This is a genomic window from Caulobacter sp. 05L422, from assembly GCF_056397765.1.
Genome location: NZ_JBFTOB010000030.1, coordinates 58,628 through 74,970, shown reverse-complemented (window position 1 = coordinate 74,970; position 16,343 = coordinate 58,628). Strand labels below are relative to the sequence as shown.

Sequence of the window (16,343 nt, the reverse complement as noted above, 5' to 3'; positions counted from 1 at the left end):
GCCCATTGGCCCGCGCCCCCGGCGGCTGATCTCGTCGGAAACGACAGGGATCGGGTCCGGCTAAGCCTCAACAGGGCTGCCCACCGGATGCTGGCGGATAACGATGGCGCGGAGCGGTCGGCTTCGTCGAAACGGTATTCATTCAAAGATCTCCGGACGTCGTCCGGCGCTCCGCGACCCTTTCCATTCCCACTCACAGCCGAAGGCGTGAGCTTGCAGCGCCGTGCCCGCTAACACTTGCCCCCACCTGGCGGCTTCGCCGCCTGTCCGCCCCCACAGGGGGCGGAGGAGAACGCGCGCCCTCTTCCCCCTTTGGGGGAAGACGACCGCGAAGCGGTCCGTAGGGGGCAAGTGGTCGCCACAACAGCGTCTCAGGAGGTCCCTAATCCAGATCGAACACGAACTTGTCGTGCTCCGGATGCAGGCAGCTCTGGTCGATCGGCGCGGTCGGATCCGCCAGGAAGCCGCGGATCATCCTGCGGGCGCAGGCGCTGCCGCGCGAGACGCCGTGGGTGGTGTTGGGGATGATCGTCAGCTGGCCCTTGGAGAAGCGGCCGACGGCCGCCTTGGCCACGGCCGGCGGGCAGCCGGGATCGATCTCGGCGGCCAGGAACAGGGTGGGGATCGGACTGGAGACCGGCTGGGCCTCGACCGGGTCGGGCGCGCCGACGTCGTAGGCCTTGCAGACGGCGAAGTAGCGGCCCATCGAGGCCTCGAGCAGCCGCGAGACCGGGTCGCGCTGGGCGCCCTTGCGCATGGCCGCCTCGCTCTCGAACGGGAACTCCTCCTTGCACAGGTGGGTCAGGTGCTGGGCCTCGTTGTAGCCGCTGCGGTCGGCCATCTGCTCGGCCAGGGCGGTCATGTCGCCGGCCGCGAACTTGGCGACGGTGGCGGGCAGGGCGCGGGCGTCGGGGCCGCTGTAGGCCGCGTCCATCAGGAAGCCGCCCAGGTCGTCGGCGGTGTAGACCTTGCCGCCGATGGTCTGAGGGGCGGCCAGCAGCTTGGTCGCCACCGCGTCGAGATCGGCGCCCGGATGCGGATACTTGGCGTTGCAGGCGGCGTCCTCGGCGCAGCGCTTGAAGATCACCTTCACCGCGTCCGAGACCATTTCCGGCCCGCCCTCGGCCCACTTGGCCTCCGGCGTCCAGGGCGAGTCCAGCACCACGGCGCGAACGCCGGTCGGGTCGTGCTTGACCACGGCCAGGGCGATGCGGGTGCCGTACGATACGCCGAACAGGTCGATCTGCTTCAGGCCCAGGGTCTTGCGCAGGTCCTGGATGTCCTTGACCACCTCAACCGCGTTGTAGCGCGACAGGTCGACGCCGGAATCCTTCAGGCGCTGGGCGCAGGCGACCAGTTGCTGGGCGGCCGCGTCGTTCAGCGGGCCGGCGTCGTTCAGGGCCACGCCGCCGCAGTCGAGGATCGGCGAGGCCACCCCGCCGCCGCGCTGGTCGAAATAGATCCAGTCCTGGTCGACGGCCACCAGTTCGCGGGCCGGGCCGCGCAAGCTGCGGGCCACGTTCTCGACCACCCCGCCGCCGGGACCACCGTGCAGATAGACCACCGGCGGCAGGCCGGCCTTGGGCGCGCTGGCCTTGACGATGGTCACCGGGATGGCGACGCGCCGCGTGCTCGGCCCGCCTCGGGTCTCGTCGACGACCAGCGTCCCGCACTGGATCTTGTTGCTGACGCCCGAATAGTCGCCGGCGCACGGGCCGGGCGTGAACTTCGGCTCGGCGGCTTGCGCGCCGGTCGCCGCCAGGGCTCCCGCCGCCAGTCCCATCGTGAGGCCGGCCGCCAGCATCCATCCGCGCATCGTCGTCTCCATGGCGATCGTCGCCTCCGGTCATGCTTAGAGCCGCCGGCGATCGATCTGCAAGAGCGGCCGATCGAGCTGTTTCGATACCGGCGTTCGTCAACTAGTTTACAAAACAAACCAGTTGATACATGGTCCAGCCATCGCAACGGAGCCCGGCCATGCACGCGCCTCTCAAATCAATCGAAGTCACCGCCTCGGCGGAACGCAACGCGCCGATCGGCGCCGTGCGGGCCTTCCTGACCCTGCTGGTCGTCGCCCATCACGCGGTGCTGACCTACCATCCGTACGCGCCGCCTCCGAAAGGCTTCACCGAGCCGCCGATCCTGTGGACGGCGTTCCCGGTGGTGGACCCGCAGAGGTTCGCCGGCTTCGGCCTGCTGACCCTGGTCAACGACATCTTCTTCATGTCGCTGATGTTCCTGGTTTCCGGCCTGTTCGTCGCCGAGAGCATCAAGGCCAAGGGGGCGGGCGGGTTCCTGAAGGGCAGGGCGCTGCGGCTGGGCGTTCCGTTCGTGGTCGGCGCGGGACTTCTGGCCCCGCTGGCCTACGCTCCCGCGTGGTTGCAGTCCGGCGGGGCGCTGTCGCTCTCGGCCTATGCCCAAGCCTGGATGAGCCTGCCGTTCTGGCCCAGCGGTCCGGCCTGGTTCCTATGGGTGCTGCTGGTCTTCGGCGTGGTCGCCGCGGCCCTGGACGGCCTGTTTCCCCGCCTGATCCCGGCGCTGGGCCGCTGGACGCAGGGGGCCGCGCGCCGGCCGGGCCGTGCGTTCCTGATCCTCGTCGCGGCCAGCGCCCTGGCCTATGTACCGCTGAACATGGTCCTGCCGTTCGGCCACTGGACAACCGAGGGGCCCTTCCTGATCCAGACCGGCCGGGCGGGCCACTACCTCGTCTATTTCCTGGCCGGCCTGGCGTTCGGGGCGGCGGGCGTCGGCCAGGGCCTGACCGATCCGCAAGGCATGCTGGCCCGGCGCTGGTGGGCCTGGCAGATCCTGCCGGTCCCGGCGGTGATCGCGGCGATCGCCATCTTCATCATCGCCTTCTCGCCCAACCCGCCGCCCAAGCCGGTGCTGGACGTGGTCGGCGGCCTGGCCTTCGTCCTGGCCTGCGCCACCCTGTCGTTCTCGGTGCTGGCGGTGTTCCTGCGCTTCGTGCGCAAGACCGGTCCGGTCGGACGCAGCCTGCAGGCCAACGCCTACGGCATGTACCTGACCCATTACATCTTCACCGCCTGGCTGGGCTGGCTGCTGCTGCCCCAGGTCTGGGGCGGGCTGGCCAAGGGCCTGGTGGTGATCGCCGGGGCGGTGATCCTCAGCTGGCTGACGACGATGGCGCTGCGCCGCATGCCGCTGTTGGGACGAATCCTGTGAGCGGCCATGATGCGGCGCTGAAGGGGACCATGCCCATGAACGACAAGATCAAGTCGGTCCAGGACGACCTGGCCTTCCTGCGGACCGTCGCCGAGGGCGGCGGTGGCGGGATGGGCGTGGCCGGCAGCGCGCTCTACGGCTCGGCCGGGGTGCTCTACGGGATCCAGTGCCTGAGCTACTACCTCCAGGAGATCGGGCTCATCCACCTGTCGCCGGCCGCCAACATCATCATGGCCTGGGCGCCGACCTTGATCTTCCTGGTGTTGATGACGATCGTGATCATCGTCGACCGCAAGCGGCCGGCGATCGGGGTGACCAGCCGAGCGGTCAATTCCGCCTTCGCCGGAGCGGGCATAGCGAACCTTGCCCTGGTCCTGGTCTTCGCCAGCGCCGCCGCGCGCCACCAGGACTTCCACTACTGGCTGTTTCACCCGGCCGTGGTCTTCGTGCTGCAGGGCGCGGTCTGGTACGTGATCTTCATGCTGCGCAGGCGGTGGTGGATGGCGCTGGTGGCCGCCGGCTGGCTGGTCGCGGGCGTGGCGCTGGGCATGCTGATCGAGCGCGCGGACCTGTATCTGGGGATCGCCACCGCCAGCCTCTTCCTGCTGATGGCGGTCCCGGGCTTCGGGATGATGCGCCAGGCCCAGCGCCAAGCGGCCCGGCCGGCCTGAGGCGGGCGTGACCGGCAAGTTCGACATCAGCGGATTGGACGACGTCATCCACGGCCGCGTGCGCCTGGGGATCGTCGCCTACCTGGCCAGCGCCGAGGTGGCGGACTTCACCGAGCTGAAGGACATGCTGGAGGTGACCCAGGGCAACCTGTCGGTCCACCTGCGCAAGCTGGAGGACGCCGGCTATGTGGCGATCGACAAGAGCTTCGTCGGCCGCAAGCCCCTGACCCGGGTCCGCCTGACCGACCAAGGCCGAGAGGCCTTCGGCTCCTATCTCAAGGCGATGGGACAGCTGGTGGAACAGGCCGGCGGGAGCTAGAGGCCCATCTCCGCCCGCAACCGCTCCGGCGTCACGCCGGCCGCCCGCAGCTCCCGCAGCGTCTGGGCCTTGTCGCGCTTGGCGTAGCGCTTGCCGTCGGGACCGACCAGCAGGCGGTGGTGGCGATAGGTCGGGGTCGGCAGGTCCAGCAGGGCCTGCAGCAGGCGCTGGATGTGGGCGGCCTCGAACAGGTCCTGGCCGCGGATCACGTGGGTGATCCCCTGCAGGGCGTCGTCCAGCGCCACGGCCAGGTGGTAGGCCACGCCGACGTCCTTGCGGGCCAGGACGATGTCGCCGGCGGTCTCGGGGCGGGCCTGGATCAGGCCGGTCTCGCCTTCGGGGCCCGCGCCCTCCTCGATGAAGCTCAGGCTAGCGAACCCGCCCAAGGCGCCGCGAGCCGCGTCTAGCGACAGCCGCCAGGCGAAGGCCTCGCCCCGCTCCAGCCGCGCGGCCTCCTCGTCGGGATGAAGCGGGCCGCCGGTGAATGGCTGGGCCGGCTCGTGCGGCGCGCGGCCGATGTCCAGCTCCTTGCGGGTGCGGAAGCAGCGATAGACCAGGCCCTTCTCGCGCAGCACGTCGACGGCCCGGTGGTAGTCGGCCAAGTGTTCGGACTGGCGGCGGACCGGTTGCTCCCACTCCAGGCCCAGCCAGGCCAGGTCCTCCAGGATCGCGGCCTCGAATTCCGGCCGGCTGCGGGTGGCGTCGATGTCTTCGATCCGCAGCACGAACCGGCCATCAGCCGCCATGGCCGCATCGAAGGCGGTCAGGGCCGAAAAGGCGTGGCCGCGATGCAGGTGGCCGGTCGGGGAGGGGGCGAAGCGGGTGGCGAAGTTCAAGCGGACCTATGCCTGATCGAGCTTGGCGAACATGCCCAGGTGTTCGAACACGCCGCGCAGGAAGGCTTCCTCGCCGCCCAGCGCTTCCTTCAGCGGCTCGAACTGCTTGAAGCTGATCATCTCGGCCAGGCCGTGGCCGGCGCACCAGGCGGCGATGGTCGCCAGCTCCAGGTCGATCGGCGTGGCCGTGCCGCCGCTGCGCTCGTCGATGGTGTTGCGCACCTGGCAGTAGGCGCCTTCTTCCTTCATCTGCTCGGGCAGGGCGTCCTTGTCGCGCGAGCAGTCGTACATCACGCGGTAGAGGGCGGGATTGTCGCGGGCGAAGCAGACGTAGGCCACGCCCAGGCTGGTCATCCGCTCCTTGCTGTCCACGGCCTTGGCCCGGGCCTCGGTCAAGGCGACGTCCAGGGCGGCCCAGCCTTCGTGGGCGACGGCGTCCAGCAGTTCGCCCTTGTCCTTGAAATGGTGATAGGGCGCGGCCGGGCTGACGCCAGCTTCCCGCGCCACGGCCCTGAGCGAAAGCGCCGCGGGGCCTTCGGTTTCGAGGATTCGCCGAGCGGCCTCGACCAGGGCGCGGCTGAGGTCGCCATGGTGGTAGGGGCGGGCTTCGGAAGAGGCGGTCTGTGTCATCTCGGACACTGTAACCGTTCCTGTTCAAAAATCCATCCTAACGGCGTAAAGATTCATCTTGACGTCGTTTAGATCAGTGCTATCTAAGCACTGTCCAGATCGGCTCGGTCTGGACCGGGGAAGCGGCCCTTGATGGCCGCGCTCCGCAACCAGAACTCAAGGACGTGTGTGATGACCAATACCTTCTTCGCCTTCGAAACCGCTCTCGACCGCATGGCCGTCGGCTTCTTCCTGGCCGCCGCCGTCGGCGTCGCCGCCGCCCTGATCGGCGTGGCGATCTAAAACCCGCCAGCGTTCTTGGCCGACGGAACCAGCGGATCCCCACGCCGTCCCGCCGACACGATCGCCCCCCCGTCCGGTCCGCCGGACTCTTGTCAGAAGTGTTCGAAGCCGCCCGCGCGTGATCGCCGGCGGCTTTTGCATGTCTTGATCCCGCCGCCATGCGCGCCTAGGTCGGATGCTCCCGAGGCGGAACATCCCGCGACGGGCCGGATTTTCCAGACATGACCCTTCCTTCTCCCATCGCCGAGATGAGGCCCCCAAGGACGCAGCCATGAGCGTCGCCTTCACCAAGGAAGGCGACAGCGAGGCGTTCGCCGCCGACCTGCTGGACCGTCCGATCTCGCCGCACCCGAACCTGGTGACGCCGGAGGGGCTGGCCCAGATCGAGGCGGCCCTGGCCGTGGCGCGCGCCGCCTACAGCGCCGCCCAGGCCGGCGGCGACGTGGCCCAGGACCGCACCGCCATGGCCCGCGCCACCCGCGACCTGCGCTACTGGTCCGCCCGCCGGGCCAGCGCCCAGCTGCGCGAGCGCGATGCGTCCGTCGAGGGCCTGCAGTTCGGCGGGACCGTCACCTTCGACCGCGAGGACGGCCGCCGCCAGACCTTCCGCATCGTCGGCGAGGACGAGGCCGATCCGACCAAGGGCTCGGTGTCCTATGTCTCGCCGGTGGCCCGGGCCCTGCTGGGTAAGGGCGTGGGCGACACCGCCATGGTGGCCGGCGGCGAGGTCGAGATCGTCGCCATCGACTGACGTCAGGGCGTCGGAACCTCGAAGATGTCCATCCGACCCGGACCCAGGGTCGGGCAATAGGCGGAATAGAACAGCACGCCCGGTCGTTTGGGATCGATGGCCGGCCCGTTGTTGATCGCTTCGGAACAGTTGACCGGCGGGGCCAGGGCTTTGCGCGGGCCGAAGCGTCCGTCGTCGCCGCGCCTGGCGCTGTGCAGGGTCACCCGGGTCTCGGCCTTCAGGTCTCCGGAGGCGAACACCAGGGTGCGGCCGTCGGCCAGCAGGGCCGCGTCGAAGTCGTCCAGCGGGCCGTTGACCTCCGGCCCGAGGCCTCGAACCGGGGCGTCGCCCCTGAGATCGCCTTCGAACAGGTCCTGCTTGCCCGGCCCGCCATGACCGTCGGACGAGAAGATCAGTTTCCCGTCGGCCGTCGGCGAGGGCGCCCATTCGTCGCCGGGGGTGTTGAAGCGCGGGCCCAGGTTGCGCGGCGTTGCGAAAGCCCCGGTCGCCGGGTCGCGATCCACGGCGTAGAGGTCGTCGCCGCCCTGGCCGCCCGGGCGGTTGGAGAAGAAATAGACCGTGCGGCCGTCGGGCGAGAACGCCGGGTCGAAGTCGTTGTCGGGACCGTCGAACGACACGGCCTCGGGTTTGGACCATCCCGCGCCGTCGCGGCAGGTCTGCAGGATGCGCCAGGGCGTCTTCGGCGCGCCGATCGAGCCCCAGAGCACGCAGCGGCCATCGGGACTGAAGGCGGGGCGGACCTCGGTGTCGGGCGAATCGACGATCCCGGGGAGCAGGGGAACGGGCGGTCCGGCCGCCAGGAATCCGGCCAGGACGATCACGGCGAAGACGGGCGTCGGCATGGCGAAAGCTCTCGAATGTCCGTCGTCGACCATAGCCGCGATAGTTCATGCGCCAAGTGCAAGGATGTCTTGGTTCTGTCGTCGACTTGGCTCATCCTTTTTGTGCGTTCGGGAATGAATGGCGATTCCTGAGAATGCGTAGGAAGGAGGCCCGTCTTCAGTCCGACCGCGTATCCGCTTCATAGGGGCCTGTTCGGCCCACATCGTCGTAGGAGCCCCCAGGGTTCCCGAGGGAGGACCTGATGCAGGTGCTGTCCCGCCCCCCGTCCGGCATGCCGGCGCTCGTCCTCAACGCCGATTATCGGCCCCTGAGCTACTACCCGCTGTCCCTCTGGCCCTGGCAGGAGGTTATCAAGGCGGTGTTCCTGGAACGAGTGGACGTGGTCTCGACCTACGACCACGTGGTGCACTCGCCCTCGTTCGAGATGAAGCTGCCCAGCGTGGTGTCGCTGAAGCAGTACGTGCCGCAGGATCGTCCGCCGGCCTTCACCCGCTTCAACCTGTTCCTGCGCGACGGGTTTTCCTGCCAGTACTGCGGTTCGCCCGACGAGCTGACCTTCGACCACGTGATCCCCCGCTCGCGCGGCGGCCGGACCACCTGGGAGAACATCGTCACGGCCTGCGCGCCCTGCAATCTGCACAAGGGCGGCCGCACGCCGCGCGAGGCGGGCATGCATCCGTTCCACACCGCGCGCCGTCCCAGCATGCACGAACTGCAGGACCGCGGTCGCCGGTTCCCGCCGGGACACCTGCACGCCAGCTGGCTGGACTACCTCTACTGGGACATCGAACTGGAAGCCTAGAACGCGACGAAGCCGAGTCGCGAAAATGTCCAGAAAACAAAGCCTTGTGGCTATGCTTGCATCGACTCGCCGCTGGGCGGACCCAAAGGACAGGGGGCCGTCCAGCGGGAGGATTCGATGCTTGCCAATCTTTCGACGCCTTCAAGGCCTTCGGTGTTTTCCACTCCGACGCTTCACGAGCACGGACGCGCGCTGAGCGTCAAGCGCCGGCTGCGGTGGCTGATGGCCGCCATGACGCTGGCCAATGTGGTCCTCTGGTCCATCGTGTTCGGGCTCTGACGGCGCAACCTGGGTGCCGGCTCAAGGGTTCTATCCCCGACGTCCCTTCGGGACGACGAACGGGAGAGACCCCATGATCTTTGGCCATAAAAAAGAAGAAACCGGCCGCCACTTCACGCACGGCACCAGCGCCTCGACGGCCGACATGGCCTGCGACGGCAAGGTCCGGCACGAGGATAAGCATTTCGACGCGCCGCATTCGCGCGAAGCCGAGACGCCGCTGGCCGACGGCGAAAAGCACGATCAGCTGGCCGAGAAGCTGGAATGCTCGGAAAGCCGCCAGGAAGCCCTGCTGGACGAGGGCCTGGAGGAGAGCTTCCCGGGCAGCGACCCGGTCAGCGTCAAGCGTATTACTTGACGGGTTTATTTGGAGCGTGACGGCCGCCGAAACCGGCGTCCACTTTCGGCTGTCACGCTCTAGTCAGGCCTGGCGCGGAAAGCGTCGGGCCGCCCGGCTGGCGAAGCTGGCCGGGCGCTCGGCCTCCGGCGTTTCGGCCGGCGAGGGGAAGACGGCCTGGATCACCGGCGCCAGGCGGCGGGCGCCGCGGCGACGATCCTGGGCGGCGATGTCGGCGAAGGTCGCCGAGCCGCGCTGACGGGCCAGGGCCCGGAGATTTTCGATATGGCTGGCCAGATAAACGACGCCCACGCCGGCGGCGTCGGCCGCCAGGTCGCTGATCGTGCCGCTGCGGTCGGGGGTGAACAGCTGGGCCACCTCGACGCCGGCGCCCAGCAGCACGGCCGCCAGGGCCAGGTCGTTGCGGCGCATGCGGGGGAAGGCCAGGAACGAGACGGCGACCAGGCCGCCGAAGGCGATGGCGTGGGCGGCCTCGTCGCTCAGCCCGAACGCCTGTTCCAGACCCTGCCAGGGGCCCAGCATCAGCGCCGCGGCGGTCAGGGCGCCGACCACCAGAACGGCGCGGGCGGTGGTCACGACATGGTTCGGCGTCAGCATGGGCTTCCTGGCTCGCGATGAGCTGAAAGCCTTACGGCGCCTTGGCCTACAAGCCGTGAAGGAACAGGGTCAACGGAAGATGACCAGGGCCCCGCCGCCCCCGGAAACCGGGGCGGCGGGGCGTCAGGCGGCTATTTTTTCTTCGCCGGGGCGGTGGTCGCCTTCTTGGCGTCCTCGGCCTTCCTGGCGGCCTCGTCGGCGGCCTTCTTCCAGACCGCGTAGTCCTCCAGATAAGGCTGGCGGCGCAGGATCTTGGACGCCGGGTCGACGATCACCGGCACGGCGTCGCCCACCTTGATGCGGCCGGTGTTGTCGGTCATCGGCGCGGTGACGATCTTGTCGCCGACCTTGACCTCGACCGGCATCGGGAAGGCCTTGCCCGAGGGCGTCTTCCAGCTCAGCACCAGGTCGTCGCCGTCGCGCGTGGTCCGCAGCTCCGGCAGCTTGGCCTGGTAGAAGTAGGCGTCGAAGAACCACTGGTAATCCTTGCCGGTCACGTCGTTGACGATCCGGATGAACTCCTTGGTGGTCGCGTAGCGCGGCGCGAAATTGCCGGGCTTGGGGTCGGGGCGGCCGTAGACCAGGGTGCGCACCGACTTGAAGAACGCCTCGTCGCCGATCGTCGCGCGCAGGGTGTGCATGACGTTCGAGCCCTTGGCGTAGATGTCGTTCGCCGGGCCGCCCTCGGGCTTGTAGACCTGATCCTCGGTCATCACCTTGTCGGAGACGATCGGGAACAGGTTCTTGCTGCCGACCCGCTGGGCGTTTAGGCGGGTCATGTATTCCATGTCGCCGTGCAGCCATTGCGAGAACAGCGGCTGCATGTAGCTGCCCAGGCCCTCGTGGATCCACATGTCGTCCCAGTCGACATTGGTCACCTGGTTGCCGAACCACTCGTGCGACAGTTCATGCTGGAACAGCCAGTCGTAGCCGTAGACGTCCTTTTTGTACTCGTTGCCGTAGGCGTTCATGGTCTGGTGTTCCATGCCCAGGTGCGGCGTCTCGACGACGCCCAGCTTTTCCGAGCGGAACGGGTAGGGGCCGATCATCTGCTCGAAGAAGTCGAGCGTGGTCGGGAACTCGGCGAACAGGGCCTTGGCCTTCGCCGGGTCGTCGCTCTTCAGGTACCAGTATTCGATGGGGAAGCTGTCGCCGAACCGGCTCTTGTAGGTGTCTTCCAGCTTCACGTACGGGCCGACATTGACCGCGACGGCGTAGGTGTCGGGCTGCTTCTGACGCCAGTGGAAGGTGCGCCAGCCGTCCTTCTCCTCGACGCCGATCAGCACGCCGCCGGCCGGGGCCGACAGCGGGGCGGGCACGGTGATGTAGAAGTCGACCAGCAGCGGCTCGCCCGTCGGGAAGTCGATGCACGGCCAGAACAGGTCGCAGCCGTCGCCCTGCACGGCGCTGGCGATCCAGGGCTCGCCGGTCGGGGTCTTCTTCCAGACGAAGCCGCCGTCCCACGGCGCCCTCTCGGCCTCGTGCGGCTGGCCGGCGTAGCGGATCTGGACCACCGTCTTGGCTCCGGCCGCGATCGGCGCGGCCGGGGTGATGGTCAGGCGGCCTTCAGGGTTGGTCCAGGCCGAGGCGGGCAGGGTCTTGCCGTCGACGATCAGGGCGCTGACTGTGAAGTTCTTGTCGAAGTCCAGGACGATGCGGGGCAGGGCGCTCTTGGCCGCCAGGCTCAGGGTGGCGTCGCCCTCGATCGCCTTGCGCTCGGGAATGATCTTCAGCTTCAGGTCGACATGCTCGAGGGTGACCGCGGCTTCCTCGGCGGGCATCTGGCCGCCGGTGCCCAGGGTCAGGGCGGTGGTCGGCACGGGCTTGGGCGGGTTGACCGGCTTGGCCGGCGTCGCGGCGTGGGCGGCGCCGGCCAGCGCCAGAAGCGAAACGGCGCAAAGGGCCGCGGCTCGACGGCGGTAGGACTGGGTAGGCAAAGCGAAACTCCCCTCGCGACGCGATTTTCCGGCGACATGGGTAAGCTCGGCCACGCACGCCGCCAAGCAGGAAGTTTCAGGGGCGGTTCTTCCGACGTTTCAGCGAACGCCGGTCAGATTTTCTCGCTGATCTTGATCGCGGCGCGGCAACCCGCGCGGATCACGGCCGACAGCAGCGGATAGGCCGGCGCGTCCAACGCGCCTTCGCCGATGGCGATGTCCTTGTGGTGCAGCTCGTCGTCGCGGAACTGGCTGAGTTCGGCGGCCAGCGACGGGTCGCGCGTCTCCAGCTCGGCGATCTGACCCGCGTAGTGCTGCTCGATCACCGTCTCCACCGCCTCGGTGCAAGCATGGGCGGCCTTCTCGCCCAGCAGGGCGGTGCCGGCGCCCAGGGCGAAGGCGGCGGCGCGCCAGACGGGCGACATCAGGGTGGGGCGGACCTGCCGCTCGCCCAGCAGTTCGTTGAAGCGGCTCAGGTGGACCTGTTCGTGGCCCTCCATCTCCTGCAGCTGGTCGGCGATCCGCTCACGACCGGGGGCTTGGCGCATCACCGCCTGCTGGCCGCGATAGATGTGGACGGCCGCCAGCTCACCGGCCTGGTCGACCCGCAGGATCTCGGCCAGCCGCGCCTTCTGGGCGCCGGCGCCGGGGCGGGGAGGGACAGGGCGGTCCATCTCAGAGACTCTTGCGGAAGGCGGCGAAGCCCGAGGCGATCGCCAGGCCCAGCGAGATCACGGCGTTCCAGCCGGCCATCGACAGGCCCAGGAAGATCCAGACGGCCTTGTCGCACGACGGGGCGGCGATCTTGACGCCCTTCAGCATGGCCACCAGGTCGTCGGCCGAAGCCGCGCCGCCGGCCGCGCAGGCGGTGGGACCAGGCCACCACTTCCACTCGGCGCCGGCGTGATAGGCCGCCAGGCCCGCCCCGTAGAGGAAGCCGATCCCCAGCAGCAGGATCAGCGGCTTGCGCACCCGGTCCGCCCAGGCGGTGCGCGTCAGCACGACGGCGACCAGCGCCACCGAGCCCGTCACCCAATAGACTTCCCGCTGCTTGAGGCACAGCAGGCACGGCGCCAGCTTGCCGAAGGTCTCGAAGGCGTGGGCCGCGCCCAGCATGATGGCGCAGGCGGCGAAGGCCAGGGCCGGCCATTGCTCGGCGATCAGGTCCAGCGGGCTGCGCACCGCCGGCGTCACGGGTCCGGTGGCGCGGATCCGGGTGACCTTGTTCTCGACGTTCTCGATCGTCATGCCGCGCACGCTCCGCCGCTGCTTCCACCCAAGAAGTGGCTCGCCGTGAGGCCGATGACAAGCAGGGCGATCAGGAGGCCCGCGAACAGGGCCAGGCGTTTTTCGATCACCGGCATCATCGTCGGGCCGAATTTCTTGACCACCCAGGCCACGAGGAAGAAGCGGGCGGCGCGCGTCAGCACCGAGGCGAAGATGAACATCGGGAAGCTGAAGGCGGCCAGGCCCGAGGCGATGGTCACCAGCTTGTAGGGGATCGGGGTCACGCCCTTGGCCAGGATCACCCAGACGCCGTATTGGTCGTACCAGCACTTGAACTCGGTCATGCCGCCGGCATGGCCGGTGACGCTCATCAGCCAGACGCCCAGCGGCTTGAGGAAGAAGCCGATCGCGTAGCCCAGGATCCCCCCCAGCACCGAGGCCAGGGTGCACAGCGCCGCGTAGCGCCAGGCGCGGTCGGGCCGCGCCAGCACCATCGGGGCCAGCATCACGTCGGGGGGGACGGGAAAGAACGAGCTTTCGGCGAACGAGACGGCGAACAGACCGACCGAGGCGTGGCGGGAGGCGGCCAGGCCCATGACCCAGTCGTAGAGGCGACGCAGCATGCGGACTCCGAAATAAGGACGGCCGTAGCTAGCAGGCGACCGTGACCTTGTCGCGGCGGTTCGCGCGATCGCGTGCAATCCTATTGGAATTGCGGCCTTGGGTGGCTATCACGCCCGTTCGACGGCTTTTGCTGTCCAAATTCTTCGAAAGACGATCCCATGAGCGATACGCCCCCCGACCGCCTGGCCTCCAATCCCTCGAGCCCGCACTACGACGCCGACATCCTCGAGCGCGGCGTGGGCATCGTGTTCAACGGCGTCGAGAAGACCAATGTCGACGAGTATTGCGTCAGCGAGGGCTGGATCCGCGTGACCGCCGGCAAGGCGGTCGACCGCAAGGGCAACCCGATGACCATCAAGCTGCAGGGCGTGGTCGCGCCGTACTGGCGCAACGACAACGCCGAAGAGGCCTAGCGCCATGGCCCCGCGCCGCCTGATCGACCTGCCCGGCTTCGCCGACCTGGAGACCCGGGCGCTGATGAAGCCGTCGTTCGCCGATCCGGAAGCGCGGGTCCAGTTCCCGGAGATCGACCAACTGGCGCGAGACACCTTCGGCCTCACCGCCGACGAAGCCGCCGTGATCCCCGATCCGCCGGGCTGGGACGGCATCGACGTCAAGTCGCTGCGCGAACAGGCCGACGCGTTCGAGCTGGAGGGCTGGGACGTCATGGACGACAAGCGCCGGCCGCTGCGCATCTTGGGCCACTTCAGCCACCCGCTGTGGCTGGCCCTGCGCGGCGTGGCCGGCCACCTGCCGTTCGAGCCCGAGCCGGACGAACATGATCCCTCGGCGACGTCGCTGGCGGCCGAGGCGGCGAAGTTCCGGCGGGATAAGCGCTAGAGCGTGACAGCCGAAAGTGGATGCCGGTTTCGGCGCCCGTCACGCTCTAAATGTTGGAATCTAGCGCTTTTTCCCCAGCTCGGCGCCGATGTCCTTGATCGAGTTGCCGACCTTGCGGTGCGCGGCGACCAACTGGTCCTTGGTCACGCCCCAGCGCTTCATCCAGTATTCGACCTGATGGCGTTCGCGCGGGTCCAGGCGGTCCTCGTCGCGGAAATCACGTTTGCCTTTCGGGGCGCCCATCGTTGTCTCCTTGAATTCCGTTCGCGGGCCTATCCTGCGCCACGGATGTTGTCGAGGCGACTGGCAGACACGGAAAGATCCCCATGAGCGATCCCGACCTAGAAGCCATGGCCGAGGACGAGCTGTCGCGCGCCATGACCCTGACCTGGCGCGACCTCAACAAGGTGATTCCCTGGGGCGACACCTTCGAGGGCATTTCGCCGGCCGGACGCAACGTCGAGGTCGAGCGCAACTACCTGTGGGTCAGCGAACCCGGCGGCGACATCCTGTGCGAAGTCGCCGTCTATGGCGGCCCCAGCCGCTACGACCAGGGCGCCAAGGCCCGAGGCGTGATTTCCAGCCCCATTGCATAACCTTGGTCGTGCAAGCTGAGCCATCATGCGTTAACCATATGACTCTTGCTTGCCTGCTGCTGGAGGGGGTCCGGTGTACCAGTCAGAGTTTCCCGTCGATACGCCGGTTCCGATCTTCGATCCCACCCTGCTGGCGGGGATCGCCCTGGTCGTGCTGGCCGTCGCCATCCTGACCTACTACCTCGGCAAGTACGTGGGCGGGCGCGGGCGGGACGAGCGCTGGCGCGAGGTTCCCAAGACCATCCACGAGGCGATCAAGGCCAAGTGCGTGGCGGCCACCAGCGCGCCGTCGGGCGAGCTGCTCTACAAGGCCCAGGACCTGGTCGAGGAAGTGCAGCGCCGGATCGGTCCCGTGCTGGCGTTCGGCGGCCCCTGCGCCAAGGCGCTGAAGGGCATAACCGAGGCCCTCAAGGGCGAACCGGTCGAGGAGAAGCCCCAGGACAGGCCCGCCAAGGGGGCTCATGGCGGCGCTCACGGCGGCAAGAAGGACGACAAGCACGGTCACGGCGACGGCCATGGCGGCCACGGCGCGCACGGCGTCGGCCACAAGCCGGAGACCGAGCTGGAACTGGCCGCGGCCAATGTCACCATCCTGGGCGGCCAGACCCTGGTCCTGACCAGCCACCGCCCGGCCGAGCCCGACCATGGGCACGACGAGCACGAGGAGGAAGCGCCGAAGGTTCTTGACCACAAGGACTATTCTCGCCAAGTCCGCATGGCTGTTGTGGAATTTTCCGATTTCTGGAGCCGGGGCGATTGTCTCAACGAACTGCAACGCTGCCAGACGGCGCTGACCAAGACCGAGGCGTTCAAGTCCAAGGCGACGGACGAGCACTGAGCCGTCCGTTCCAACTTTTGCGGGCGCTCCATCGCCGGGCGCCCCTTCGCTGGGCGTCTAGGCGGCCGAATGCACAACCACCAAGCGAAATGTCCGCTTTCCTGTCCCCAGGCTTGGCCATGATTGAGCGGGGCTGTCACGCCGCGCCAGATCGGGTCTTGTCGACGCGAGCGACCGCCAGAGTCGCGGGCGTATGGAGGACGAAAGGAAGGCCATGGCCGCGACGGTCTCACTCATGACTCAGATTCCCCCCGAAGGCGCCGCCGATCACGTCTCGCTGGCCGACTATCTGCCCTACCAGCTGGTCGTCGCCGCCAACGCGGTGACCCGCCTGGTCTCCCGCGCCTACGAGGACCGGTTCGGCCTCAGCATCCCGCAGTGGCGGCTGATGTCGGTGCTGGCCGAAGGGCCGCTGACCCAGCAGGCCGCCGTCGTGCGTACGGCCATGGACAAGGTGCGGGTCAGCCGCGCCGCCCAGGACCTGGTCGAGCGCCGCCTGGCCGTTCGGCTCAGCAACCGCGTGGACCGGCGCTCGCACAGCCTGGAGCTCACCGCCGCCGGCCGTCGCCTGTTCGCCGAGATCGTGCCCCTGGCCCGCGCCTACGAGGCCGCCCTGCTGGCTGGCCTGCAGCCCAGCGAGGTGACCACCCTCAAGCGCCTGCTGGGTCAGCTGGAGAGCGCGGCCGGCACGCTCTACGGAGCGGACATCGCGCCGGGCTCCTAGAGC

General features: G+C 68.5%; 22 protein-coding genes. 12 read left to right on the top strand and 10 right to left on the bottom strand.

The window, feature by feature from the left end; translation table 11 throughout:
* Positions 1-382: 382 nt before the first annotated feature.
* The gene (locus AC1DMQ_RS23755; protein ID WP_477035999.1) at positions 383-1,816 is read right to left on the bottom strand and encodes an alpha/beta fold hydrolase; all 1,434 of its coding nucleotides are present in this window, start codon (positions 1,814-1,816) and stop codon (positions 383-385) included.
* 161 nt (positions 1,817-1,977) lie between these two features.
* Between AC1DMQ_RS23755 and AC1DMQ_RS23750 the strand changes: the two genes are divergently transcribed.
* From AC1DMQ_RS23750 to AC1DMQ_RS23740, 3 genes are read left to right on the top strand one after another with little or no spacing between them, the layout of a single operon-like run.
* Positions 1,978-3,186 (top strand): acyltransferase family protein, encoded by a 1,209-nt coding sequence (locus tag AC1DMQ_RS23750; protein WP_477035998.1) that lies wholly within the window; start codon positions 1,978-1,980, stop codon positions 3,184-3,186.
* Between the two features lie 35 nt (positions 3,187-3,221).
* A complete protein-coding gene (locus AC1DMQ_RS23745) occupies positions 3,222-3,857 on the top strand; it encodes a hypothetical protein (protein WP_477035997.1) in 636 nt (211 codons plus the stop codon).
* 7 nt (positions 3,858-3,864) lie between these two features.
* Complete coding sequence (locus tag AC1DMQ_RS23740; protein WP_477035996.1) at positions 3,865-4,176, top strand: winged helix-turn-helix domain-containing protein; 312 nt, start codon at positions 3,865-3,867, stop codon at positions 4,174-4,176.
* Here the strand turns inward: AC1DMQ_RS23740 and gluQRS are convergent.
* Together gluQRS and AC1DMQ_RS23730 are read right to left on the bottom strand one after the other, a co-directional pair.
* A complete protein-coding gene (gluQRS, locus tag AC1DMQ_RS23735; protein ID WP_477035995.1) occupies positions 4,173-5,012 on the bottom strand; it encodes a tRNA glutamyl-Q(34) synthetase GluQRS in 840 nt (279 codons plus the stop codon). The genes AC1DMQ_RS23740 and gluQRS overlap by 4 nt on opposite strands.
* Before the next feature lie 6 nt (positions 5,013-5,018).
* Complete coding sequence (locus tag AC1DMQ_RS23730; protein ID WP_477036001.1) at positions 5,019-5,642, bottom strand: TetR/AcrR family transcriptional regulator; 624 nt, start codon at positions 5,640-5,642, stop codon at positions 5,019-5,021.
* A 553-nt stretch (positions 5,643-6,195) separates the two neighbouring features.
* On the opposite strand from AC1DMQ_RS23730, the gene greA reads away from it, so the two are divergent.
* Complete coding sequence (greA, locus tag AC1DMQ_RS23725) at positions 6,196-6,675, top strand: transcription elongation factor GreA (protein WP_477035994.1); 480 nt, start codon at positions 6,196-6,198, stop codon at positions 6,673-6,675.
* Positions 6,676-6,677: 2 nt separating this feature from the next.
* On the opposite strand, the gene AC1DMQ_RS23720 is transcribed toward greA, so the two are convergent.
* On the bottom strand, positions 6,678-7,517 hold the full coding sequence (locus tag AC1DMQ_RS23720) for a TolB family protein (RefSeq protein ID WP_477035993.1): 840 nt from the start codon (positions 7,515-7,517) through the stop codon (positions 6,678-6,680).
* A 239-nt stretch (positions 7,518-7,756) separates the two neighbouring features.
* Here AC1DMQ_RS23720 and AC1DMQ_RS23715 point away from each other — a divergent pair, with 239 nt between their 5' ends.
* The 3 genes from AC1DMQ_RS23715 to AC1DMQ_RS23705 all read left to right on the top strand — a co-directional run bounded on the left by AC1DMQ_RS23715 (position 7,757) and on the right by AC1DMQ_RS23705 (position 8,957).
* Positions 7,757-8,320 (top strand): HNH endonuclease, encoded by a 564-nt coding sequence (locus AC1DMQ_RS23715; protein WP_089930049.1) that lies wholly within the window; start codon positions 7,757-7,759, stop codon positions 8,318-8,320.
* 117 nt (positions 8,321-8,437) lie between these two features.
* A complete protein-coding gene (locus AC1DMQ_RS23710) occupies positions 8,438-8,599 on the top strand; it encodes a hypothetical protein (protein ID WP_477035992.1) in 162 nt (53 codons plus the stop codon).
* A 73-nt stretch (positions 8,600-8,672) separates the two neighbouring features.
* Positions 8,673-8,957, top strand: coding sequence for a hypothetical protein (locus AC1DMQ_RS23705; RefSeq protein WP_477035991.1), 285 nt, complete (start codon positions 8,673-8,675; stop codon positions 8,955-8,957).
* Between the two features lie 63 nt (positions 8,958-9,020).
* Here AC1DMQ_RS23705 and AC1DMQ_RS23700 read toward each other — a convergent pair whose 3' ends face one another.
* From AC1DMQ_RS23700 to AC1DMQ_RS23680, 5 genes are all read right to left on the bottom strand, one after another.
* Positions 9,021-9,554 (bottom strand): VanZ family protein, encoded by a 534-nt coding sequence (locus tag AC1DMQ_RS23700; protein ID WP_477035990.1) that lies wholly within the window; start codon positions 9,552-9,554, stop codon positions 9,021-9,023.
* Positions 9,555-9,685: 131 nt separating this feature from the next.
* The gene (locus AC1DMQ_RS23695) at positions 9,686-11,491 is read right to left on the bottom strand and encodes a M1 family metallopeptidase (RefSeq protein ID WP_477035989.1); all 1,806 of its coding nucleotides are present in this window, start codon (positions 11,489-11,491) and stop codon (positions 9,686-9,688) included.
* Between the two features lie 113 nt (positions 11,492-11,604).
* Complete coding sequence (locus tag AC1DMQ_RS23690) at positions 11,605-12,165, bottom strand: demethoxyubiquinone hydroxylase family protein (RefSeq protein ID WP_477035988.1); 561 nt, start codon at positions 12,163-12,165, stop codon at positions 11,605-11,607.
* 1 nt (position 12,166) lies between these two features.
* Positions 12,167-12,739 (bottom strand): disulfide bond formation protein B, encoded by a 573-nt coding sequence (locus tag AC1DMQ_RS23685; RefSeq protein WP_477035987.1) that lies wholly within the window; start codon positions 12,737-12,739, stop codon positions 12,167-12,169.
* Positions 12,736-13,341, bottom strand: a complete 606-nt coding sequence (locus AC1DMQ_RS23680) for a YqaA family protein (RefSeq protein WP_477035986.1) — start codon at positions 13,339-13,341, stop codon at positions 12,736-12,738. Before AC1DMQ_RS23680 ends, AC1DMQ_RS23685 begins: the two co-directional genes overlap by 4 nt.
* A gap of 159 nt (positions 13,342-13,500) precedes the next feature.
* On the opposite strand from AC1DMQ_RS23680, the gene AC1DMQ_RS23675 reads away from it, so the two are divergent.
* Both AC1DMQ_RS23675 and AC1DMQ_RS23670 read left to right on the top strand, forming a co-directional pair.
* A complete protein-coding gene (locus AC1DMQ_RS23675; protein WP_007664089.1) occupies positions 13,501-13,755 on the top strand; it encodes a DUF3297 family protein in 255 nt (84 codons plus the stop codon).
* A gap of 4 nt (positions 13,756-13,759) precedes the next feature.
* Positions 13,760-14,182, top strand: coding sequence for a hypothetical protein (locus AC1DMQ_RS23670; RefSeq protein ID WP_477035985.1), 423 nt, complete (start codon positions 13,760-13,762; stop codon positions 14,180-14,182).
* A gap of 60 nt (positions 14,183-14,242) precedes the next feature.
* On the opposite strand, the gene AC1DMQ_RS23665 is transcribed toward AC1DMQ_RS23670, so the two are convergent.
* Positions 14,243-14,425 (bottom strand): DUF3606 domain-containing protein, encoded by a 183-nt coding sequence (locus AC1DMQ_RS23665; protein WP_018112967.1) that lies wholly within the window; start codon positions 14,423-14,425, stop codon positions 14,243-14,245.
* A gap of 107 nt (positions 14,426-14,532) precedes the next feature.
* Here AC1DMQ_RS23665 and AC1DMQ_RS23660 point away from each other — a divergent pair, with 107 nt between their 5' ends.
* The 3 genes from AC1DMQ_RS23660 to AC1DMQ_RS23650 all read left to right on the top strand — a co-directional run bounded on the left by AC1DMQ_RS23660 (position 14,533) and on the right by AC1DMQ_RS23650 (position 16,340).
* A complete protein-coding gene (locus AC1DMQ_RS23660; protein WP_477036000.1) occupies positions 14,533-14,778 on the top strand; it encodes a hypothetical protein in 246 nt (81 codons plus the stop codon).
* Between the two features lie 73 nt (positions 14,779-14,851).
* Positions 14,852-15,616, top strand: a complete 765-nt coding sequence (locus AC1DMQ_RS23655; RefSeq protein WP_477035984.1) for a hypothetical protein — start codon at positions 14,852-14,854, stop codon at positions 15,614-15,616.
* 214 nt (positions 15,617-15,830) lie between these two features.
* Positions 15,831-16,340, top strand: coding sequence for a MarR family winged helix-turn-helix transcriptional regulator (locus AC1DMQ_RS23650; RefSeq protein WP_477035983.1), 510 nt, complete (start codon positions 15,831-15,833; stop codon positions 16,338-16,340).
* The last annotated feature ends 3 nt before the right edge of the window (positions 16,341-16,343 follow it).